Consider the following 14,709-nt stretch of genomic DNA (forward strand, 5'->3'; position numbering starts at 1 on the left):
CTGGCGACCGGTCAGACAGGCGAAATGCATCGTTGGCTGCGGCCGACCCGAACCGCAATGCTGCATAAGCTCTGGCTCCTGCTGCTTGTGCTGATCGCGTCATCGCTGCTGGCGATGGCGACCAGTCGCAGGGTTATTCCGACAAGATGGTTCCGCACCATCATCGCCCCCGCCGTCGCCCGACGGAGAATGTGCGCAAGGCGATTGACGCCAGCCACCGCCTATCCAGAGGTACCAGCAGCGCTGCTGAAGGCGGCCTACAGCCCGGCCGATATCGGCAAGGTGTGGCGCGGAAATGCGGTGCGCGTACTGCGGGAGGCCCGGGCTTTGGCCGATCCCGCCGCTGTCCCTAAGGTGCCGGTAAAGGGATAGGGCCGCCCCGCAGCCGCCCCCGCCCGCCATCGTCGGCTCCCCGCCTAATGTGCGCCCCGATCCGAGCGGGATCGCGTGATCGATGCGCGGTTGGTGGAGGTGGGCCTGGCTGGGTAGCGGCGCTACCGTTCGCTCGGCGGTCAGGACGGAATGAGGTGGGAGGGCCAGCCGATGCGAATCAGCATCCCGTCAGGCCCGGAAATGCCGACTTCGTACAAGCCCCACGGGCGGTGACGGAGAATGCCGCCAGGGCGAATGATCAGGTCGTCAACGCGCGCCGCGATCTCATCGACATCGGGTGTGCGAACGAAGACGCCGAATGGGTTGTGCTCGGCGGGGACTTGCCAGGGTCCGGGCCCAGCCTGCGTTAAATGGACCTCGCAATGCCACCCCGTCATGATCGCATATTGGGCATCCCCGCCGGTCCGTGCGAAGCCAAGTCGTTCCCAGAAGGGGATGGCGGCGGACAGATCGTTATGGGGGACGATTGCGAACGCCCCGATCGTCTCAGGAATTGGCATCGCGCGCTCCGTGCAATTCTCGCCCATCTTTTATCGCCACGGACGTTGCGCCGCTATCGATATGTGAGGGCAGCACCACTCGAGGACTTGTTTCCAGAGGTTCAACCCGTGCCTTGCGCGTGCCGGATGGGTTAAAAGCGTGCGCCGTCGATCAAACGGCGTGGCAGAGCAGACCATAGCGCCGGATCGAACATCCTCAGGTTGACGCCCATGCGCTGATAGGCGGGGTCCGTTGGAGTCCAGTGCGTCGTGCAGCCACATGTCGGGCAATGCCATAGATCGAGCGCGCGATCGCCCTGCTGATACGCAGCGCCTTCACCTGCCACCGTGACGGCATCGGGAGCGCAATAGTGCCAAAGCCCGGCGGTGCGCCGACATATGGAGCAGTTGCACTCGGCGACCTCGAGCGGTGTATCGCGAAGCAGGAGTTGAACCTGCCCGCAATGGCAGCTTCCGCGATGTTCGTTCACTCTCGCGTCCTCCTCCCGGCTCGATGCCTTGTTGCATGCGAAACAAGCGATCGCAAAGGAGCGATTGCCACCGGTCGACCTGAGACCGCGTCGCCTTTTCGGCCGCGATTGGAGGAGCATCGTTGTGAGAGGTATTTCGCGCGCGTGGCGACCTTGCGCGGGAAAACGATGCGGGGTCTTCAGTCAGCGACGACAACGATTTTTCTCAGGGTGTCCCGCTTGCCAAGGGCGGCCAGTGCCTGGGGCGCTTGGCCAAGTGTGTATTCTTGCAACGGCCGTGGCCGCAGTCGCCCGTCGACGGCCTGGACGAACAGCGCGTTCCAGATCCGCATGGCGCGATCGGGATCGCTTTCGAAAAGGTATCGCGCATCGACGCCGATCAGCGCGGCGTTTTTGAGCAATGGGAGGTTCGCGGGAAGGCTCGGGATCGTCCCGGCGGCAAACCCCAAGACGAGATGACGGCCCCCCTTGGCGAGTGATCGAAACGCGGGTTCGAGGCTTGCCCCGCCGACCGGATCAACCACGACATCGACTCCCCCGCCGAGGATGCGTCGCAGGTCGTCTCGCCAATCGGCCGCGCGATAATCGATCGCAGCTTCTGCCCCCAGTTCCAGGGCATAGTCCCGCTTGGCTGGCGTAGCGGCCGCGGCGATCACGCGCGCGCCGCTGTTCGCGGCCAATTGCACCGCAGCGCTGCCGATCCCGCCACCGGCCCCCAAAACGAGCACGCTCTCGCCCGCGCGCAGGCCGCCGCGATCGAACAGCGCATACCATCCGGTAAGGTGATCGAGCAGCATGGACGCCGCCGCTGCCGAGGCAAGGGCGTCGGGGACCCGGATCAGCGATCGCGCGGGCGCGAGCGCGAATTCGGCCAATCCGCCGCCCGCGATGAGTTGCCAACTCGCCACGCGCGCGCCGATCTCAACCCCGAACGTGTTGGCACCAACCCGGTCGACCACGCCGACGATCTCGGCCCCCGGCACATAAGGCGGCGTCGGCTTGTGCTGATATCCCCCCGCCGCCATCAGCGAATCGACATAGCCGAGCGCGACGGCCTCGATGCGCAGCCGCACCTCCCCCTCGGCCGGTTCGGGCACGGCGACACGCCGAAGCGCATATCCTTCGACTGGGCCCAACGCGTCGCTGGTCAACGCGATCATCGTCGCCGCGCCCATCGGCGCTAGCCCCAGTGCGCTTCGAGCCGGGTCAACCCGCGGAACAGGAAGTTCGCCCGCCACGCCGCCCCGTGCAGATCGACCCTCATAGCCGGAAGTGTACGCGCGAGATGTTCGAACGCGATGCGCCCCTCGATCCGCGCCAGCTCGGCACCGACGCAGAAATGGATGCCGCCGCCGAACGACATATGGTCGGCTGCACCGCGCGCGACGTCGAAGCGATCGGGGTCGGCGAATTTGCGACCGTCGCGGTTTGCAGCGCCGACCAGGGTGAGCACGCGCTCGCCCGCCTTCACCGGATGCTCGGCGATCGTCGTGTCGCTCAGCGCGGTGCGATAGGCTGCGACCAGCGAACTTTCGTAGCGCAGCACTTCTTCGTTGGCCGACGCGGCGAGTCCGGTCGGATCAGCCACGAGGCGATCCCATTGGTCGCGGTGCCGGTGCAGCCGGTAGAGGCCGTTGCCGATGATATTGGCGGTCGTCTCAAAGCCTGCGCCGAACAGCGCGATGGCGACGGTGGTCGCCTCCTGCATCGTCAGCCCGTCGGGCGCGGCCCCGGTTTGTGCCAGCGACGTCAACAGATCGTCGCGCGGATGGGCCAGGCGGTTTTCGAACTCGGCGCGGAAGAAGCGTTCGAGCTGGTCGATCCGGCGATTGGCCGTGGTCAGTTCGGGCTCAGTCAATTTTCGCGCTTCGAAGACGACAAAGGCTTCGGGGATGGCGGCGATCAATGCGGCCATCTCCGGCGTCTCGTAATCGATCCCCATCAATTCGCAGATGACCATCACCGGCAATTTGTAGGCGAATTGCGTGATCAGATCGGCATGGCCATCGGCGAGGAAGGCGTCGGTCAGCTCCTGGCAAATCTCGCGGATCCGCGGCTCGAGCGCGCGAACCCGTTTTGCGGTCAGCGAACCCGTGACGAGGCTGCGGATGCGCGTGTGCTGCGGCGGATCCTGCATGATGAAAACGTCGGACAGCCAGCGATAACCCGAATTGGCCATCACGTCGAAATCGGGGCCGTAAAACAGCTTCAGATTTTCGACGAAATCGCCCGTGCCGAAGTCCTTCCGGTTCATCAGCACTTCGCGCACATGATCGTAGCGCGATACCACCCAATAGCCCGGTTTCGACCGATGAAACGGGTCGCTCTCGCGGATGCGCGCGAACATGGGATAGGGATCGGTGATCAGGTCGGGATGCGCCGGATCGAACGGCTCGAGCTGAGCGACTCCAGTCATGGCAAATTCTCTCCCTTGCCCCAGCCTGTGACTGTGGGTCGATTGTAGCTAGGCGTGTTCGAAGGTCAGATCGTCGGGGTTGGCTTCGCGCGTCATTCGCCAGAAGGCGTCGTTGCGCCACGGCGTGATCGCGATGATCCGACCACGCGCGTTGCGGTACCAATTTTCGGCACCCGGGTGCGTCCACACCAATTTCTCATGCGCCGCGTCGAGCTTCGCGACATAGGCGCGGTACACGTCCTCGCGGACCTCCACCGCAGACGCGTCGCGCGCAATCATCGCATCGATGATGCGCAGCGCATAATGCGCTTGATTCTCGATATTGCGGATCATGCTCCCGCCATGTCCGGCACCGACATTGGGGCCGAGCAGGATGAAGAAATTGGGAAATCCGGGCACCAGCGTGCCGAGATAGGCGGCGGCATTGTCGCCATCCCAGACGTCGCGCAAGACACGCCCGTCGCGCCCGATGACGTCGTAGGATCCGAGCACGTTGGTGGTCTGGAACCCCGTTGCCAGGATCAGAACGTCGGCTTGCACCTCTTCGCCAGACGCGGCGACGAGGGTGCTGCCACGAACTTCCGCCAAATGTTCGGGGATCAGCCGCACATGCGGTTTGCGCAGCGCGCGGAACCACCCATTGTCGAGCAGCATGCGTTTGAGGAACGGCGGGTAATCGGGCAGCAGCAACGGCAGCAGGTCCTGCCGGTCGCCGAGTTGCTCTTCATAATAGGTCGTGAAGAATTGCCGGTGCCCATCGTTGATCTTGTTGATCGACCGCTTCGAGTCCGCCCAGTCGGGATCGCGGAACAAGGTGCCATGGACTCGATCGTTGAAAGTCCACGACAGCCGTTGCTCGACCCAGTGGCGATAGAGCGGGAAGGTGCGCATCAAATAGCGAACGCCGTCGGGGACGACCTTGCGAAACTGCGGGAAGGGCGCGATCCATTGTTTCGATCGCGCGAAAATCGTCATCTCCGCCACATCGTCGGCGATCGCGGGCACCACTTGCATGCCCGACGCGCCATTGCCGATCACCGCGACGCGTTTGCCGACAAGGTCGACCTCGTCGCGCCAGGCGGAGGTATGCAGCACCTCGCCGGTAAACGTGTCCAGCCCGGGGATTTGCGGGATCTTGGGGATATTGAGCAGCCCGACCGCGCTCATCACGATATCGGCGCGATGCGTTTCGCGCTTGCCGTCCGGGTCGGTGACGGTGACCGCCCACTTGGCGTCCTCGGCGATCCACTCCGCGCGGTCGACCTTGGTGCCGAAACGCGCTTTGTCATAGAGACCGAAAGCGCGCGCGGTTTCCAGCAGATAGCGCTCGATCTCACCCTGCAGCGGAAAATGATGCGACCAGTCGGTCGGCCGACACGAAAAGGTGTAGGTGAGATTGGGCGTATCGACGCCACAGCCGGGATAGTGATTTTCCCACCACGTCCCGCCGAAATCCGCGTTCTTTTCAAAAAGCGTATAGTCGATGCCGGCCCGCTGCAGCTCGATTCCCGCGCAGATCCCCGAAATGCCCCCGCCGATCACGATCGCCGTGAGCGGGCGCTTGGACGGGGTTGGGGCGGCTGGCTGTTCGAACTGCATCGAGAAGGCGACGACATCGCCATAGTCCTCCGGCACCGGTTCGCTCATCGCGACGCTCAGCATGGCGGCCAATTGGGCATTGCTCGGGCGCGGCAGGTTCAGCGGTGCGCCTTCGGCCCAGGCAAGGATCGCGTCATAGGCCGCATCGCGGATCGTACGCTGAACCTCGTCGCTCAGCCCACCCGTATCGTTGTCGTCCAACCCGCGACCGCGCCGTGGTGCGAACGGCGCCTCCAGCCACGCTTGATCCCCGGTCAGCTGGACCAGGCACAGCAGCAGCGCGGGAATGTTGGCTTGGTCGACGCCTTGGCGCAGCAACCCGCGATCGAGGGACACGCCTTGGAGTTGGTCGCTGGCTTGCATTGCCGTCAAGTGCCTCTCGATGATGGTGCGTCACGCGCCCACATTACTGATGATATGCAATATCTACTCACTGGTATATCGAGTCAACGCATTAGGCCGCTGTCATTAGGTCGAACGAGAAACATCGGGGCGGTAAGGTCACGCCGTCAGGCGGAAAACACCTCGCGCCGCACGCGCATTCCGGCCTTCTCGCGATCCCAGGTGTCGTGCGTGATCCCCTCCTGGCGCAGATCGACCTTGAGCACCTTGGCCGACGGCGTCTTGGGCAATTCGTCCATGATTCGGATATAGCGCGGTACCATGAAGTACGGCATTTGGCGGATCAGGAAGGCGGCGAGATCTTCATGCGTGATGGTGCGCCCCGGCACCGGTGCCACGACCACCATCACCTCGTCCTCCGAATATTCGCTCGGCACGGCGATTGCTGCTGCCTCGCGCACGTCGGGGTGCGCGCAAACCTCCACTTCGACTTCGAACGACGAAATGTTCTCGCCGCGCCGCCGGATCGCGTCCTTCACCCGGTCGACAAAATAGAAATAGCCATCCGCGTCGCGCCGGAAGGCGTCGCCGGTATGGAACCAGCCATTGGCCCACGCCGCGGCGGTTGCTTCGGGGTTGCGATTATAGCCGCTGTTCATCGCCCAGGGACGGTCCGTCCGCACCAGCATTTCGCCGATCGCGCCGACGGGCACTTCGCAGTCGTTGTGGTCCACCAGCCGCACCTCGACGTTCGGCCTGACCTTGCCGCACGTACCGCGCTTGACCGGGTTGGCTTCGGATACCACGGGCGACGAGATCTCGGTCATGTTGAAGATCGTGTAGATGTCGACGCCAAACCGCTCGGTGAAGGCTGCGGCGTCATCGGTCAGCGGCACCATGAAGGCGGCGCGCACGCAGTGATCGCGATCTTCGGGTGCGGGCGGGCGCTTCATCAGGAATGTCGCCATCACGCCCAGCAGGAAAACGACCGTCGCCTGCGTCGTGCGGGCAATGTCCCAAAAGCGGTCGGTCGAGAAGGATTCGATCAGCGCGACCGATGCCCCGCGCGCCAGCATGACGAAAGGCGGGCCCATGCCGCCGATGTGAAAGATCGGCGCGACGCACATATAGCGATCGTCTTCCCCCACCATCGGCCAGGACTCCGGTCCGGCGTTGGAAAACATGTGCAGATAGGACGACAGCACCCCTTTGGACGGGCCCGTCGTCCCGGAGGTGTAAATGATCGACTGGATATCCCATGGCTCGATCGGACGGTCCAGCGGATCAAGCGTTTCCCCGCCGACCTCGTCGAAGCGCACCGCCGGCAGACCGATATCGGGTGCTGGCGCATCCGAGACGATCACGAGCTGGGCAAGCTCGGCGCGATCGATTTCGGCCAGGCGCTCGACCAGATCGGGGTGCACGATCATCACGATCGCGCCCGAATTGCGCACCACATGACCCAGCATCTTGCCGCGATAGGCCGTGTTGAACGGCACGAAGACCGCGCCGATATAATTGATCGCGTAAAAGGCGATCAGCGCATCGCGCCCGCTCGGCAGCCATGCCGCAACGTGGTCCCCCTGACGGATGCCCAGCCGCTGCAGACCTGCCGCTTTGGAGACCACGCGACGACGGAGCTCGGCATAGCTCCACTCCTCGCCATCTTCGAAAATAACATGGGTCTTGTCGGGGCGCTCGTCGGCCCAGCGGTCGACCAGATAGCGCAGGACGCATTCGTTGCGATTGGGGATTCGCGGATCGGCAAAGTCGCGGCTTCCGCTCGCCACAGTCATAGTCATAACACCTTCACCTCGAAAATGTTGAGCGAGGGCAGTCGTCAATCCACGGCGATAAGGCGCAGACAGGCCGCGACCGCCTGATCGACCACCATTTCCGCCGACCGTTTGCTGCCCGGCCGATAGCAATGGATGATCCAGCTCAGCAGGCCGCCGATCCAGATCGACATGCCGGCCGCATTGGCGACGGTGACCGCGCCATCCTGGACACAATCATCGATCAACTTCCCGATGCGCAGATCGAATTCGTGCCGTAGGCGCAAAATGCGCTGCGCGTCGGCGCGATCGAGGTTCATCATCTCGCGTTGATAGATCACGAGATATTCGTGTCGTGCGACGATGATTTCCGCGACTTCGCGTAACGACGCCTTGAGTTTGTCGATCGGCCGCCGCTCGATTTCCTCGATCCGGTCGAGCGCCGCGAGCGATTCCTTGACGCCCGCTTCGCAGATCGCGCTCAGGATCGCGCTCTTACCCTTGAAATAGGTGTACAGAAACGGCTTGGTGGCGCTCAGACGGTCGGCGAGCATTTCGAGCGTCGCCGATTCATACCCCTTCTCGTAAAACAGCGCGCTCGCTTCCGCGAGAATGCGCGCGCGCTTATAGGCGACAACGCCCGGCTTGATTTCCCGCAAGCTCGATTCGTAACCGGCCGGGTTTTTCGCGGCGGCGCTGGATTTGGTCATGCGGCCCTTCTGAGAATTTCCATGATATCCGACGGCGACGTCACGGGGCGCGGATTGGTCCGTCCCCATATATCAAGCATGGTATATTCCGCCACCTGCTGGAAGCGGTCTGCGGTGACGCCCACTTCGCCCAACGTCCGCGGCATTCCGAGCGATCGGATCAGCGCATCGAGGCTCGCTGCCGCCGTCGGGTGCGTAGCGCCCAGACAGGCATTGATGCGATGCTGCCGACTGTCGTCATATTCGGCATTCCAGTCGAGGACATAGGGCGACATCACACAGGAGCAATGGCCGTGCGGGACGCCGCAGGTGCCACCAAGGATATGCCCGATCGCATGGCTGGCCCCCATCGGGACCCCGCCGATGATCGAGATCATCGATTGCCAGGCACCGATCTGGCATTTGAGGCGGGCTTCCAGGTCCGTGGGATCGGCCTTGGCGCGCGTCAGCCCCTCGACGAGCAGGCGGAGCGCATTGTCCGCCAAGCCGTTGGCGAAGTCGTTCGACTTGTCGGAGGCGAGCGTTTCCACCGCATGATCGACCGACCGGACGCCGGTCGACAGCCACAGCCATTCGGGCGTGTGCAGCGTGATGGCGGGATCGAGCACCACCATGACCGGGGCCATGTTGCGATGCTCATAGCCCTGCTTGTGCGCCGTGACCTCGTCGGTCGAGCCCGACAGGGCGTTGAACTCTCCGCCGGACAAGGTGGTGGGGACGCAAATCGTCCGAATGTCGGGTCCGATCTTTATCGGATTGATCACAGTGCCGTCGCCATCGACGAAGGTGCGCAGCGGCTCGAAATCCTCGACCGTCCGCACGTCGTGCTTGAGCAACAACGGCACGATCTTGCCCGCGTCGATGACCGAGCCACCCCCGATGCCGACGATCAGGTCCGCTCCGGCGGCGCGTGCGGCCTCGGCTGCGGCGAGAACGTCCGCGCGCGGCGCGTGCGAGGCGATCCCGCTATGCGTGGCGGCGTGACGATCGCCCAACGCGATCTCAATCTGTGCGATTTCGTCGGTATTGCGCCGCAGACTGTCGGAGGTCAGCAGGAACACCTTGCGTGCGCCCATCGCCTCGGCTTGCGCGCGTAGGGCGTCGCGCGCGGGCTGCCCCATCGTAACGCGCTCGGTCGTCGTAAAAGTCATCTGGGTCGGAATGACGCTCGTCACGGCCTTATCCTCTCTCGCATATCTTTGCGCTTGTGATGAGCAGTATGCACGCCACTGGTGATACTGACTAGTATATTTTCATACCATTATTCAAAAATCACCGGGTGGCGGCTTGACCCTCTCTCTACCCCTCGGTAGCCGGTAGGCACATTGCCGGGCGCATCGCCGGTCGCCACCACGAAGACAGAGATAGCCTGGATGGATCAACGATTAGTCTCTCTTGATCCCGCGCGCCGCGCGAAAAGAGCCGTCGGGCACCGCTGCGCACCGTCTGCGGCGGTCGTTCAATGAGCGGCCCTCTCTCTGGTATCCGCGTGGTCGAATTTGCCGGGCTGGGCCCGACCCCGTTCGGGGCGATGGTGCTTGCCGATCTGGGCGCGGAGGTGGTGCGCATCGACCGCCGCCGAACCGAGACGTTTGGGGGCGGGGACGATCGCGCCGATTTCCTCAACCGGGGCCGACCCTCGGTCGTGGTGGACCTGAAGTCCGATCCCGGTCGCGCGCTGGCGCTCGAATTGGCCAGTCGGGCCGATGTTTTGATCGAAGGGTTTCGGCCGGGCGTCATGGAACGTCTGATGCTGGGGCCGGATCCGCTGCTCGCGGCAAATCCCCGTCTCATCTACGCCCGCATGACCGGATGGGGCCAGACGGGCCCGATGACGCACAAAGCCGGGCACGATATCAACTACCTGTCGATGACGGGTGCGCTCGACCTGATTGGGCCGTTCGACGGGCCACCGGTGCCGCCGATCAATTATGTCGCCAATTTCGGCGGCGGCGGCATGCTTTTGGTCGTGGGCGTGCTCAGCGCTTTGCTCGAACGATCCGTCAGCGGACGCGGGCAGATCGTCGATGCCGCGATGGTTGATGGTGCATCGTTGCTGGCGACGCAAATCTTCGCGTGGACCGCAATGGGGCGATGGCATCCCGGGCGCGGGGGCAATTTGCTGGACGGGAGCGCCTATTTCTATCGGTGCTACCGAGCCGCCGACGACAAGTTTGTCGCGGTCGGGGCGCTTGAGCCGCAATTTCATGCAGAGCTGATCCGCGGTCTCGGGCTCGATCCTGCCGACTTTGGCGGTCACCTCGATCCGTCCTGTTGGGCCACGCGCGCCGCGCAGTTGGAAGCGATCTTCGCCACGCGCACGCGCGATGGATGGATCGAGCATTTCGCGCCGTTCGATGCGTGCCTCAGTCCCGTGCTCAGCCCGCAGGAGGCGACGGAGCACCCGGCAAACGTGACGCGCGGCGTGCATGTCGCGGTGTCTGGCGTGCTGCAGCCGGCACCCGCACCGCGTTTCGATCGTACCCCGCCAACCCTTCCGACGGCACCGGTTGAGCCTGGCGAGGGCGGCGAGGATCGGTTGCGCGCATGGGGCATCGACCCTGCCCACTTCGCCCCAGAGACTGGACGATAGGACCGGCCAAGCGCCCTTCGCTTCGCACATCACCACCGGCCGAAGCGCGCTCCCCCGTCATCCGACGGGATCAGCAGCGCGTGGCGATGCCGCGGCGTCGCCACGCGCCGGTCTACCCCGACCGCACCAGCGCTGCCATCAGGCAGGCTTCAGAAATTGATGCCAAGCGTAGCGCCGTACGTCCTTGGCGGCATCAACGAGCCGACCCGCGGGAATTGATAGGTGGCCGCCGCAATGATGTTGTTTGCGATCACGAACTCATCACCGATGTTCTTGACCCATACGCCGAGTGACCAGCGATCCTTGGCGGCGTGATAGGTCAGACCGGCATTGGCCATCGCATATGCGCCCTGTTCGGCGTCGCGATTGTTGAACTCGGTGAAGTAGACCTTGGACTGCCACTTCGCGTCGCCGTTCAGCGTGATCTTTCCACTGCCGACCGGCACATCCCAGTTGAAACCACCGCCGAACGACGTTCGCGGCGCATTGGGAAGACTGTTGCCGCTCAAATCGACCAGGCCCGGCTGGTTGGGGCATGGCGCATAAGAGATGCCTGCGCGCGCCGGAAAGGCGGCACCGTAATAGGCGTTGCAGAACTTCGTGAACTTGGCATTCAGATACGACGCATTGGCATTGATCGAGAGGCCGCCGACGATCCGCGCTTCCAGCTCGAGTTCGCCGCCATAGTTGCGCGCGGTCGCTGCGTTGATCGTTTGGACGATGCTGTTCGCGTTGACGAAGCTAACCTGCAAGTTTTTGTAATCATAATAGAAAATCGCGCCGCTCAGGAGTACGCGATTGTTGGCGAAGCGCTGCTTGAACCCGCCTTCATAGCTCCATACCGTTTCAGGATCGATCGCCGGGTCTGTGCTCCCGACATTGATCACGCCCGATTTGAAACCCTTGGTGACGCTGGCGTACAGCATCGTCGTCGTGGTGGGATGATATTCGATCAGCGCCTTGGGCGTAACCGACGACCATCCTTTCGCGACGTTGGTTGGAATGTTCAGCCCAATCGCATCGAACCGAAAATAGCCATCGCCGCTGCGATGCTCGTAATTGTAGCGACCGCCGAGCGTGACCTTCACCGCCGGGCTGAGCTCATAACTGGCCTGCAGATAGACGCCGACGGCGTCGATCTTGACGACGCCCTTTTGCTCATAGGCACCATTGTCGAACGTGCTCGCCGGCAGCCCGAACAGCAAGGCCAAGTTCGTCGTCGGCACGAGCACCTGGCCCGACAGCTTCTCGTGCAGATACATCGCGCCGCCCAGCAGCGATAAGCCGCCACGCTGGTAATTGACCGTGACTTCCTGGCTGAACGATCTGCTTTTTTCGACGTAATTGTTCTGGCCGGCCAAATTGACTTGTGACGAATCCAGATCGTCGCGCTGAAAACGGTCGAAGCTGCGATAGGCGGTGATCGTTTTGATCGTGGCCGCGCCCAGATTGAAGTCGAGCGTTCCGGTCGCGCCATAGCCTTTGCGACGATTGATCGCTTCCTGATCGGAATAGATATTGCGCAGGTTGGGGGTTTGGCCGATCGACGCATAATAGCCGATCACCGTTTTGCCGCCGAGCAGCGTATGCGGCAGCTGGTTTTCCGGAACGACCGACGGCCCGAAATAGTGAAACGCGTAATTGTGGTCGTCCTCGTTGAAATGATCGAGGACCAGCGTTGCGCGCACCGACGGATTGAAGTTGGCGATGATCGTGCCGCGCAGCGCGTATGCGTCGCGATCGTCGACGTCGCCGCCTGTAAACAAATTCTTGCCGTAGCCGTCGCGTTTTTCATATTTGCCGGCGATCCGCGCCAGCAGGCGGTCGTCCCCGGACACGCTGCCACCAACCGCGCCCTCAATGATCTTGGCGTTATAGTCCCCGTAGGTCGCGCGGATAAAGCCTTGCAGCTCCTCCTTCGGGCGCGCGGTGACGAGATTGATCGCGCCTGCGGTTGCGCCGCGTCCGTAGAGGATCGACTGCGGCCCGCGCAGCACTTCGATCTGCTCGAGATCGAAGAAACCGCTCAGCTGCTGCGCCGGGCGGGGCAGAATGGCACCGTTCTGCAAGAAGGCGACCGCGCCTTCGCCACCGACATCGAAATTGTTCAGCCCGACGCCGCGGATGAACGTCCGGTTGACGCCGAACTGATCGCCGATCGACACGTTGGGGACGACAACCTGAAGGTCACCGATATTGGAGACCCCGCCCGGCCCGAGATCGGCACCGGTGATTGCGCTGACTGCCCCGGGGACTCGGCTTAGCGAGGTGTTTTGGCGCGTTGCCGTGACGATGATATCCTGGATCCCGTCCTGATCGGCGGAGGCGGGCGGGGAGGGAGGCGTAACGGGTGCCGTTTGCGCATGGGCAAGGGCGGGCACCATCAGCATGGCCAAAGGCGCGTAACGCGCCAGCAAAAAGCGTCGCAGCATCCGAACTCCCCTATTTTTCGGCCACGCTTGATCACGCGGCATCTTTTGATACTGACGGGTATATCTTTCTTTACATCGGTATTCAAGCGGATGTTGCGCTCGGTTTTTGGTGTCCCGGCAGCCTCTCGCAGCGTCGCCGCACCGCGTCATCCCGACGGACGGTCGCGAGCATAAGGTCGGAGGGAGGGCGACGGCGCTACGGCAGCAATGGTCGTGGTGGTGGCAGAGCCGCCGGGCCAGAGACGGGCCGTGCCGCGCTATTTAGCGCATCTCAGGCCGGTGTGGCGCGGTTCATTCGAGCGGGCCGAAGATGTCCGCCAGGCAATCGACCAGGGTGTCCGGGCTATACGGCTTCTGCAAAAAACAATGCGCACCGTTGTTCAGCGCGCGGGTGAGCAGGTCGTCGGTCGGATAAGCGGTCATCAAGATCAGCGGCACCGCAATGCCGCGCGTGCGAAGCGCGTCCTGAAACTCCAGGCCTGACATTTCGGGCATGTTGATGTCGGAGATGATGCAGCCGAACTGGTCAGGGTAGGCCGCGAGGCATTCGGGCGCAGAGGGAAATTGCGCGGCCTCCAGGCCGAGCGAACGGATCAGGCTAGCTGTCGCCGAGCGTACGAGGTCGTCATCCTCGACAATCGCCACCGTCCGCTGCTGCAAGGTCATCGAAATTCCTGGTCATGGCCGACTTTGGCGACCGCTTCCCTGCTAGAGCGTTCGCGGGGCGCGCAAAACCATACACAAGTTTAGGATGGGACGCCGCGCCGCCCGATCGCCTCGGAAAGCCGTACCAGATCGGCGACCGTGCGCACGCCCATTTTGCGCATCATACTGCCGCGGTGCAGCTTCACGGTGATTTCGCTGAGGCCAAGGTCGGCGGCGATCTGCTTGTTCATCAGCCCGGCCACGACGCGTTCCATCACTTCGCGTTCGCGAGGTGTCAGCGAGGCCTGGCGCTGTGCGGCCGCGGCGATCGCATCTTCGTCCTCCAGCCGCTTTCGGTCGCGGTCGAGCGCGGTTTCGACGGCATCGATAATATCCTGGTCGCGAAACGGCTTTGCGAGAAAGTCGATCGCGCCCGCCTTCATGGCGCGCACGCTCATCGGAATGTCGCCATGCCCGGTGATGAAAACGATCGGCGCGCGGTCACCACGTTCCATCAGTTTCGCCTGGATTTCCAACCCGTTCATGCGCGGCAGGCGGACATCCATCACCAGGCAGCTGGGCCCTTTTGGCAACGCGTGTTCGAACAGCGTCTGCGCTGAATCGAAGGTGAGCGTTCGCAGGCCGATCGAGCGAAACAGCGAATCCATCGCAGAGCGTACCAGTGCGTCATCATCGACGATGATGACCGTCGGTTCGCCGTGATGATCGCTGCCGTCTGTCTCCTGCGTCCGTCGTGTCACCCGATCTCCCTTCCTTCCCGTCTCCCGACCATCGCCGCGATCGGGGTTTTGCGCTTTACCGCGTCTTGCCGGG

The 14,709-nt window shown here is 63.2% G+C and carries 13 protein-coding genes; 2 read left to right on the forward strand and 11 right to left on the reverse strand.

Annotation, left to right across the window (positions count from 1 at the left end; genetic code table 11):
- Window positions 1-57: 57 nt before the first annotated feature.
- Window positions 58-372 (forward strand): membrane dipeptidase, encoded by a 315-nt coding sequence (locus tag ON00_RS13415; RefSeq protein ID WP_029622863.1) that lies wholly within the window; start codon window positions 58-60, stop codon window positions 370-372.
- 140 nt (window positions 373-512) lie between these two features.
- Here the strand turns inward: ON00_RS13415 and ON00_RS13420 are convergent, their stop codons facing one another.
- From ON00_RS13420 to ON00_RS13450, 8 genes are all read right to left on the reverse strand, one after another.
- Window positions 513-893, reverse strand: a complete 381-nt coding sequence (locus ON00_RS13420) for a VOC family protein (RefSeq protein WP_029622865.1) — start codon at window positions 891-893, stop codon at window positions 513-515.
- A 131-nt stretch (window positions 894-1,024) separates the two neighbouring features.
- Window positions 1,025-1,363, reverse strand: coding sequence for a GFA family protein (locus ON00_RS20240; RefSeq protein ID WP_010406533.1), 339 nt, complete (start codon window positions 1,361-1,363; stop codon window positions 1,025-1,027).
- Between the two features lie 179 nt (window positions 1,364-1,542).
- Window positions 1,543-2,538, reverse strand: a complete 996-nt coding sequence (locus ON00_RS13425; protein WP_010406534.1) for an NADPH:quinone oxidoreductase family protein — start codon at window positions 2,536-2,538, stop codon at window positions 1,543-1,545.
- A gap of 5 nt (window positions 2,539-2,543) precedes the next feature.
- Entirely contained in the window at window positions 2,544-3,779 is a 1,236-nt protein-coding gene (locus ON00_RS13430) for a cytochrome P450 (protein WP_010406535.1), read from the reverse strand.
- A gap of 48 nt (window positions 3,780-3,827) precedes the next feature.
- Window positions 3,828-5,741: a flavin-containing monooxygenase gene (locus ON00_RS13435; RefSeq protein WP_010406537.1), complete on the reverse strand. Its 1,914-nt coding sequence runs from the start codon at window positions 5,739-5,741 to the stop codon at window positions 3,828-3,830.
- Window positions 5,742-5,887: 146 nt separating this feature from the next.
- Window positions 5,888-7,522: an AMP-binding protein gene (locus ON00_RS13440; protein ID WP_154651330.1), complete on the reverse strand. Its 1,635-nt coding sequence runs from the start codon at window positions 7,520-7,522 to the stop codon at window positions 5,888-5,890.
- Between the two features lie 38 nt (window positions 7,523-7,560).
- On the reverse strand, window positions 7,561-8,205 hold the full coding sequence (locus ON00_RS13445) for a TetR/AcrR family transcriptional regulator (RefSeq protein ID WP_010406541.1): 645 nt from the start codon (window positions 8,203-8,205) through the stop codon (window positions 7,561-7,563).
- Entirely contained in the window at window positions 8,202-9,380 is a 1,179-nt protein-coding gene (locus ON00_RS13450; RefSeq protein ID WP_010406542.1) for an iron-containing alcohol dehydrogenase, read from the reverse strand. Before ON00_RS13450 ends, ON00_RS13445 begins: the two co-directional genes overlap by 4 nt.
- 287 nt (window positions 9,381-9,667) lie before the next feature.
- On the opposite strand from ON00_RS13450, the gene ON00_RS13455 reads away from it, so the two are divergent.
- On the forward strand, window positions 9,668-10,798 hold the full coding sequence (locus ON00_RS13455) for a CaiB/BaiF CoA transferase family protein (RefSeq protein ID WP_029622870.1): 1,131 nt from the start codon (window positions 9,668-9,670) through the stop codon (window positions 10,796-10,798).
- A 149-nt stretch (window positions 10,799-10,947) separates the two neighbouring features.
- On the opposite strand, the gene ON00_RS13460 is transcribed toward ON00_RS13455, so the two are convergent.
- The 3 genes from ON00_RS13460 to ON00_RS13470 form a co-directional block, all read right to left on the reverse strand.
- Entirely contained in the window at window positions 10,948-13,230 is a 2,283-nt protein-coding gene (locus ON00_RS13460) for a TonB-dependent receptor (protein ID WP_010406544.1), read from the reverse strand.
- Between the two features lie 291 nt (window positions 13,231-13,521).
- Window positions 13,522-13,875 carry a response regulator transcription factor gene (locus ON00_RS13465; protein WP_211207125.1) on the reverse strand — a complete coding sequence of 118 codons (354 nt, stop codon included), beginning with the start codon at window positions 13,873-13,875 and terminating at the stop codon, window positions 13,522-13,524.
- Window positions 13,876-13,976: 101 nt separating this feature from the next.
- Entirely contained in the window at window positions 13,977-14,636 is a 660-nt protein-coding gene (locus ON00_RS13470; protein ID WP_010406546.1) for a response regulator transcription factor, read from the reverse strand.
- Between the last annotated feature and the right edge of the window lie 73 nt (window positions 14,637-14,709).

This window comes from Sphingomonas echinoides ATCC 14820, from assembly GCF_000241465.1.
Lineage (GTDB): Bacteria > Pseudomonadota > Alphaproteobacteria > Sphingomonadales > Sphingomonadaceae > Sphingomonas > Sphingomonas echinoides.

Coding starts and splice junctions, on each gene's coding strand:
- ON00_RS13415 (WP_029622863.1), top strand. CDS start 58: ATGCTGCATAAGCTCTGGCTCCTGCTGCTTGTGCTGATCGCGTCATCG.
- ON00_RS13420 (WP_029622865.1), bottom strand. CDS start 893: ATGCCAATTCCTGAGACGATCGGGGCGTTCGCAATCGTCCCCCATAAC.
- ON00_RS13425 (WP_010406534.1), bottom strand. CDS start 2,538: ATGGGCGCGGCGACGATGATCGCGTTGACCAGCGACGCGTTGGGCCCA.
- ON00_RS13430 (WP_010406535.1), bottom strand. CDS start 3,779: ATGACTGGAGTCGCTCAGCTCGAGCCGTTCGATCCGGCGCATCCCGAC.
- ON00_RS13435 (WP_010406537.1), bottom strand. CDS start 5,741: ATGCAAGCCAGCGACCAACTCCAAGGCGTGTCCCTCGATCGCGGGTTG.
- ON00_RS13440 (WP_154651330.1), bottom strand. CDS start 7,522: ATGACTATGACTGTGGCGAGCGGAAGCCGCGACTTTGCCGATCCGCGA.
- ON00_RS13445 (WP_010406541.1), bottom strand. CDS start 8,205: ATGACCAAATCCAGCGCCGCCGCGAAAAACCCGGCCGGTTACGAATCG.
- ON00_RS13455 (WP_029622870.1), top strand. CDS start 9,668: ATGAGCGGCCCTCTCTCTGGTATCCGCGTGGTCGAATTTGCCGGGCTG.
- ON00_RS13460 (WP_010406544.1), bottom strand. CDS start 13,230: ATGCTGCGACGCTTTTTGCTGGCGCGTTACGCGCCTTTGGCCATGCTG.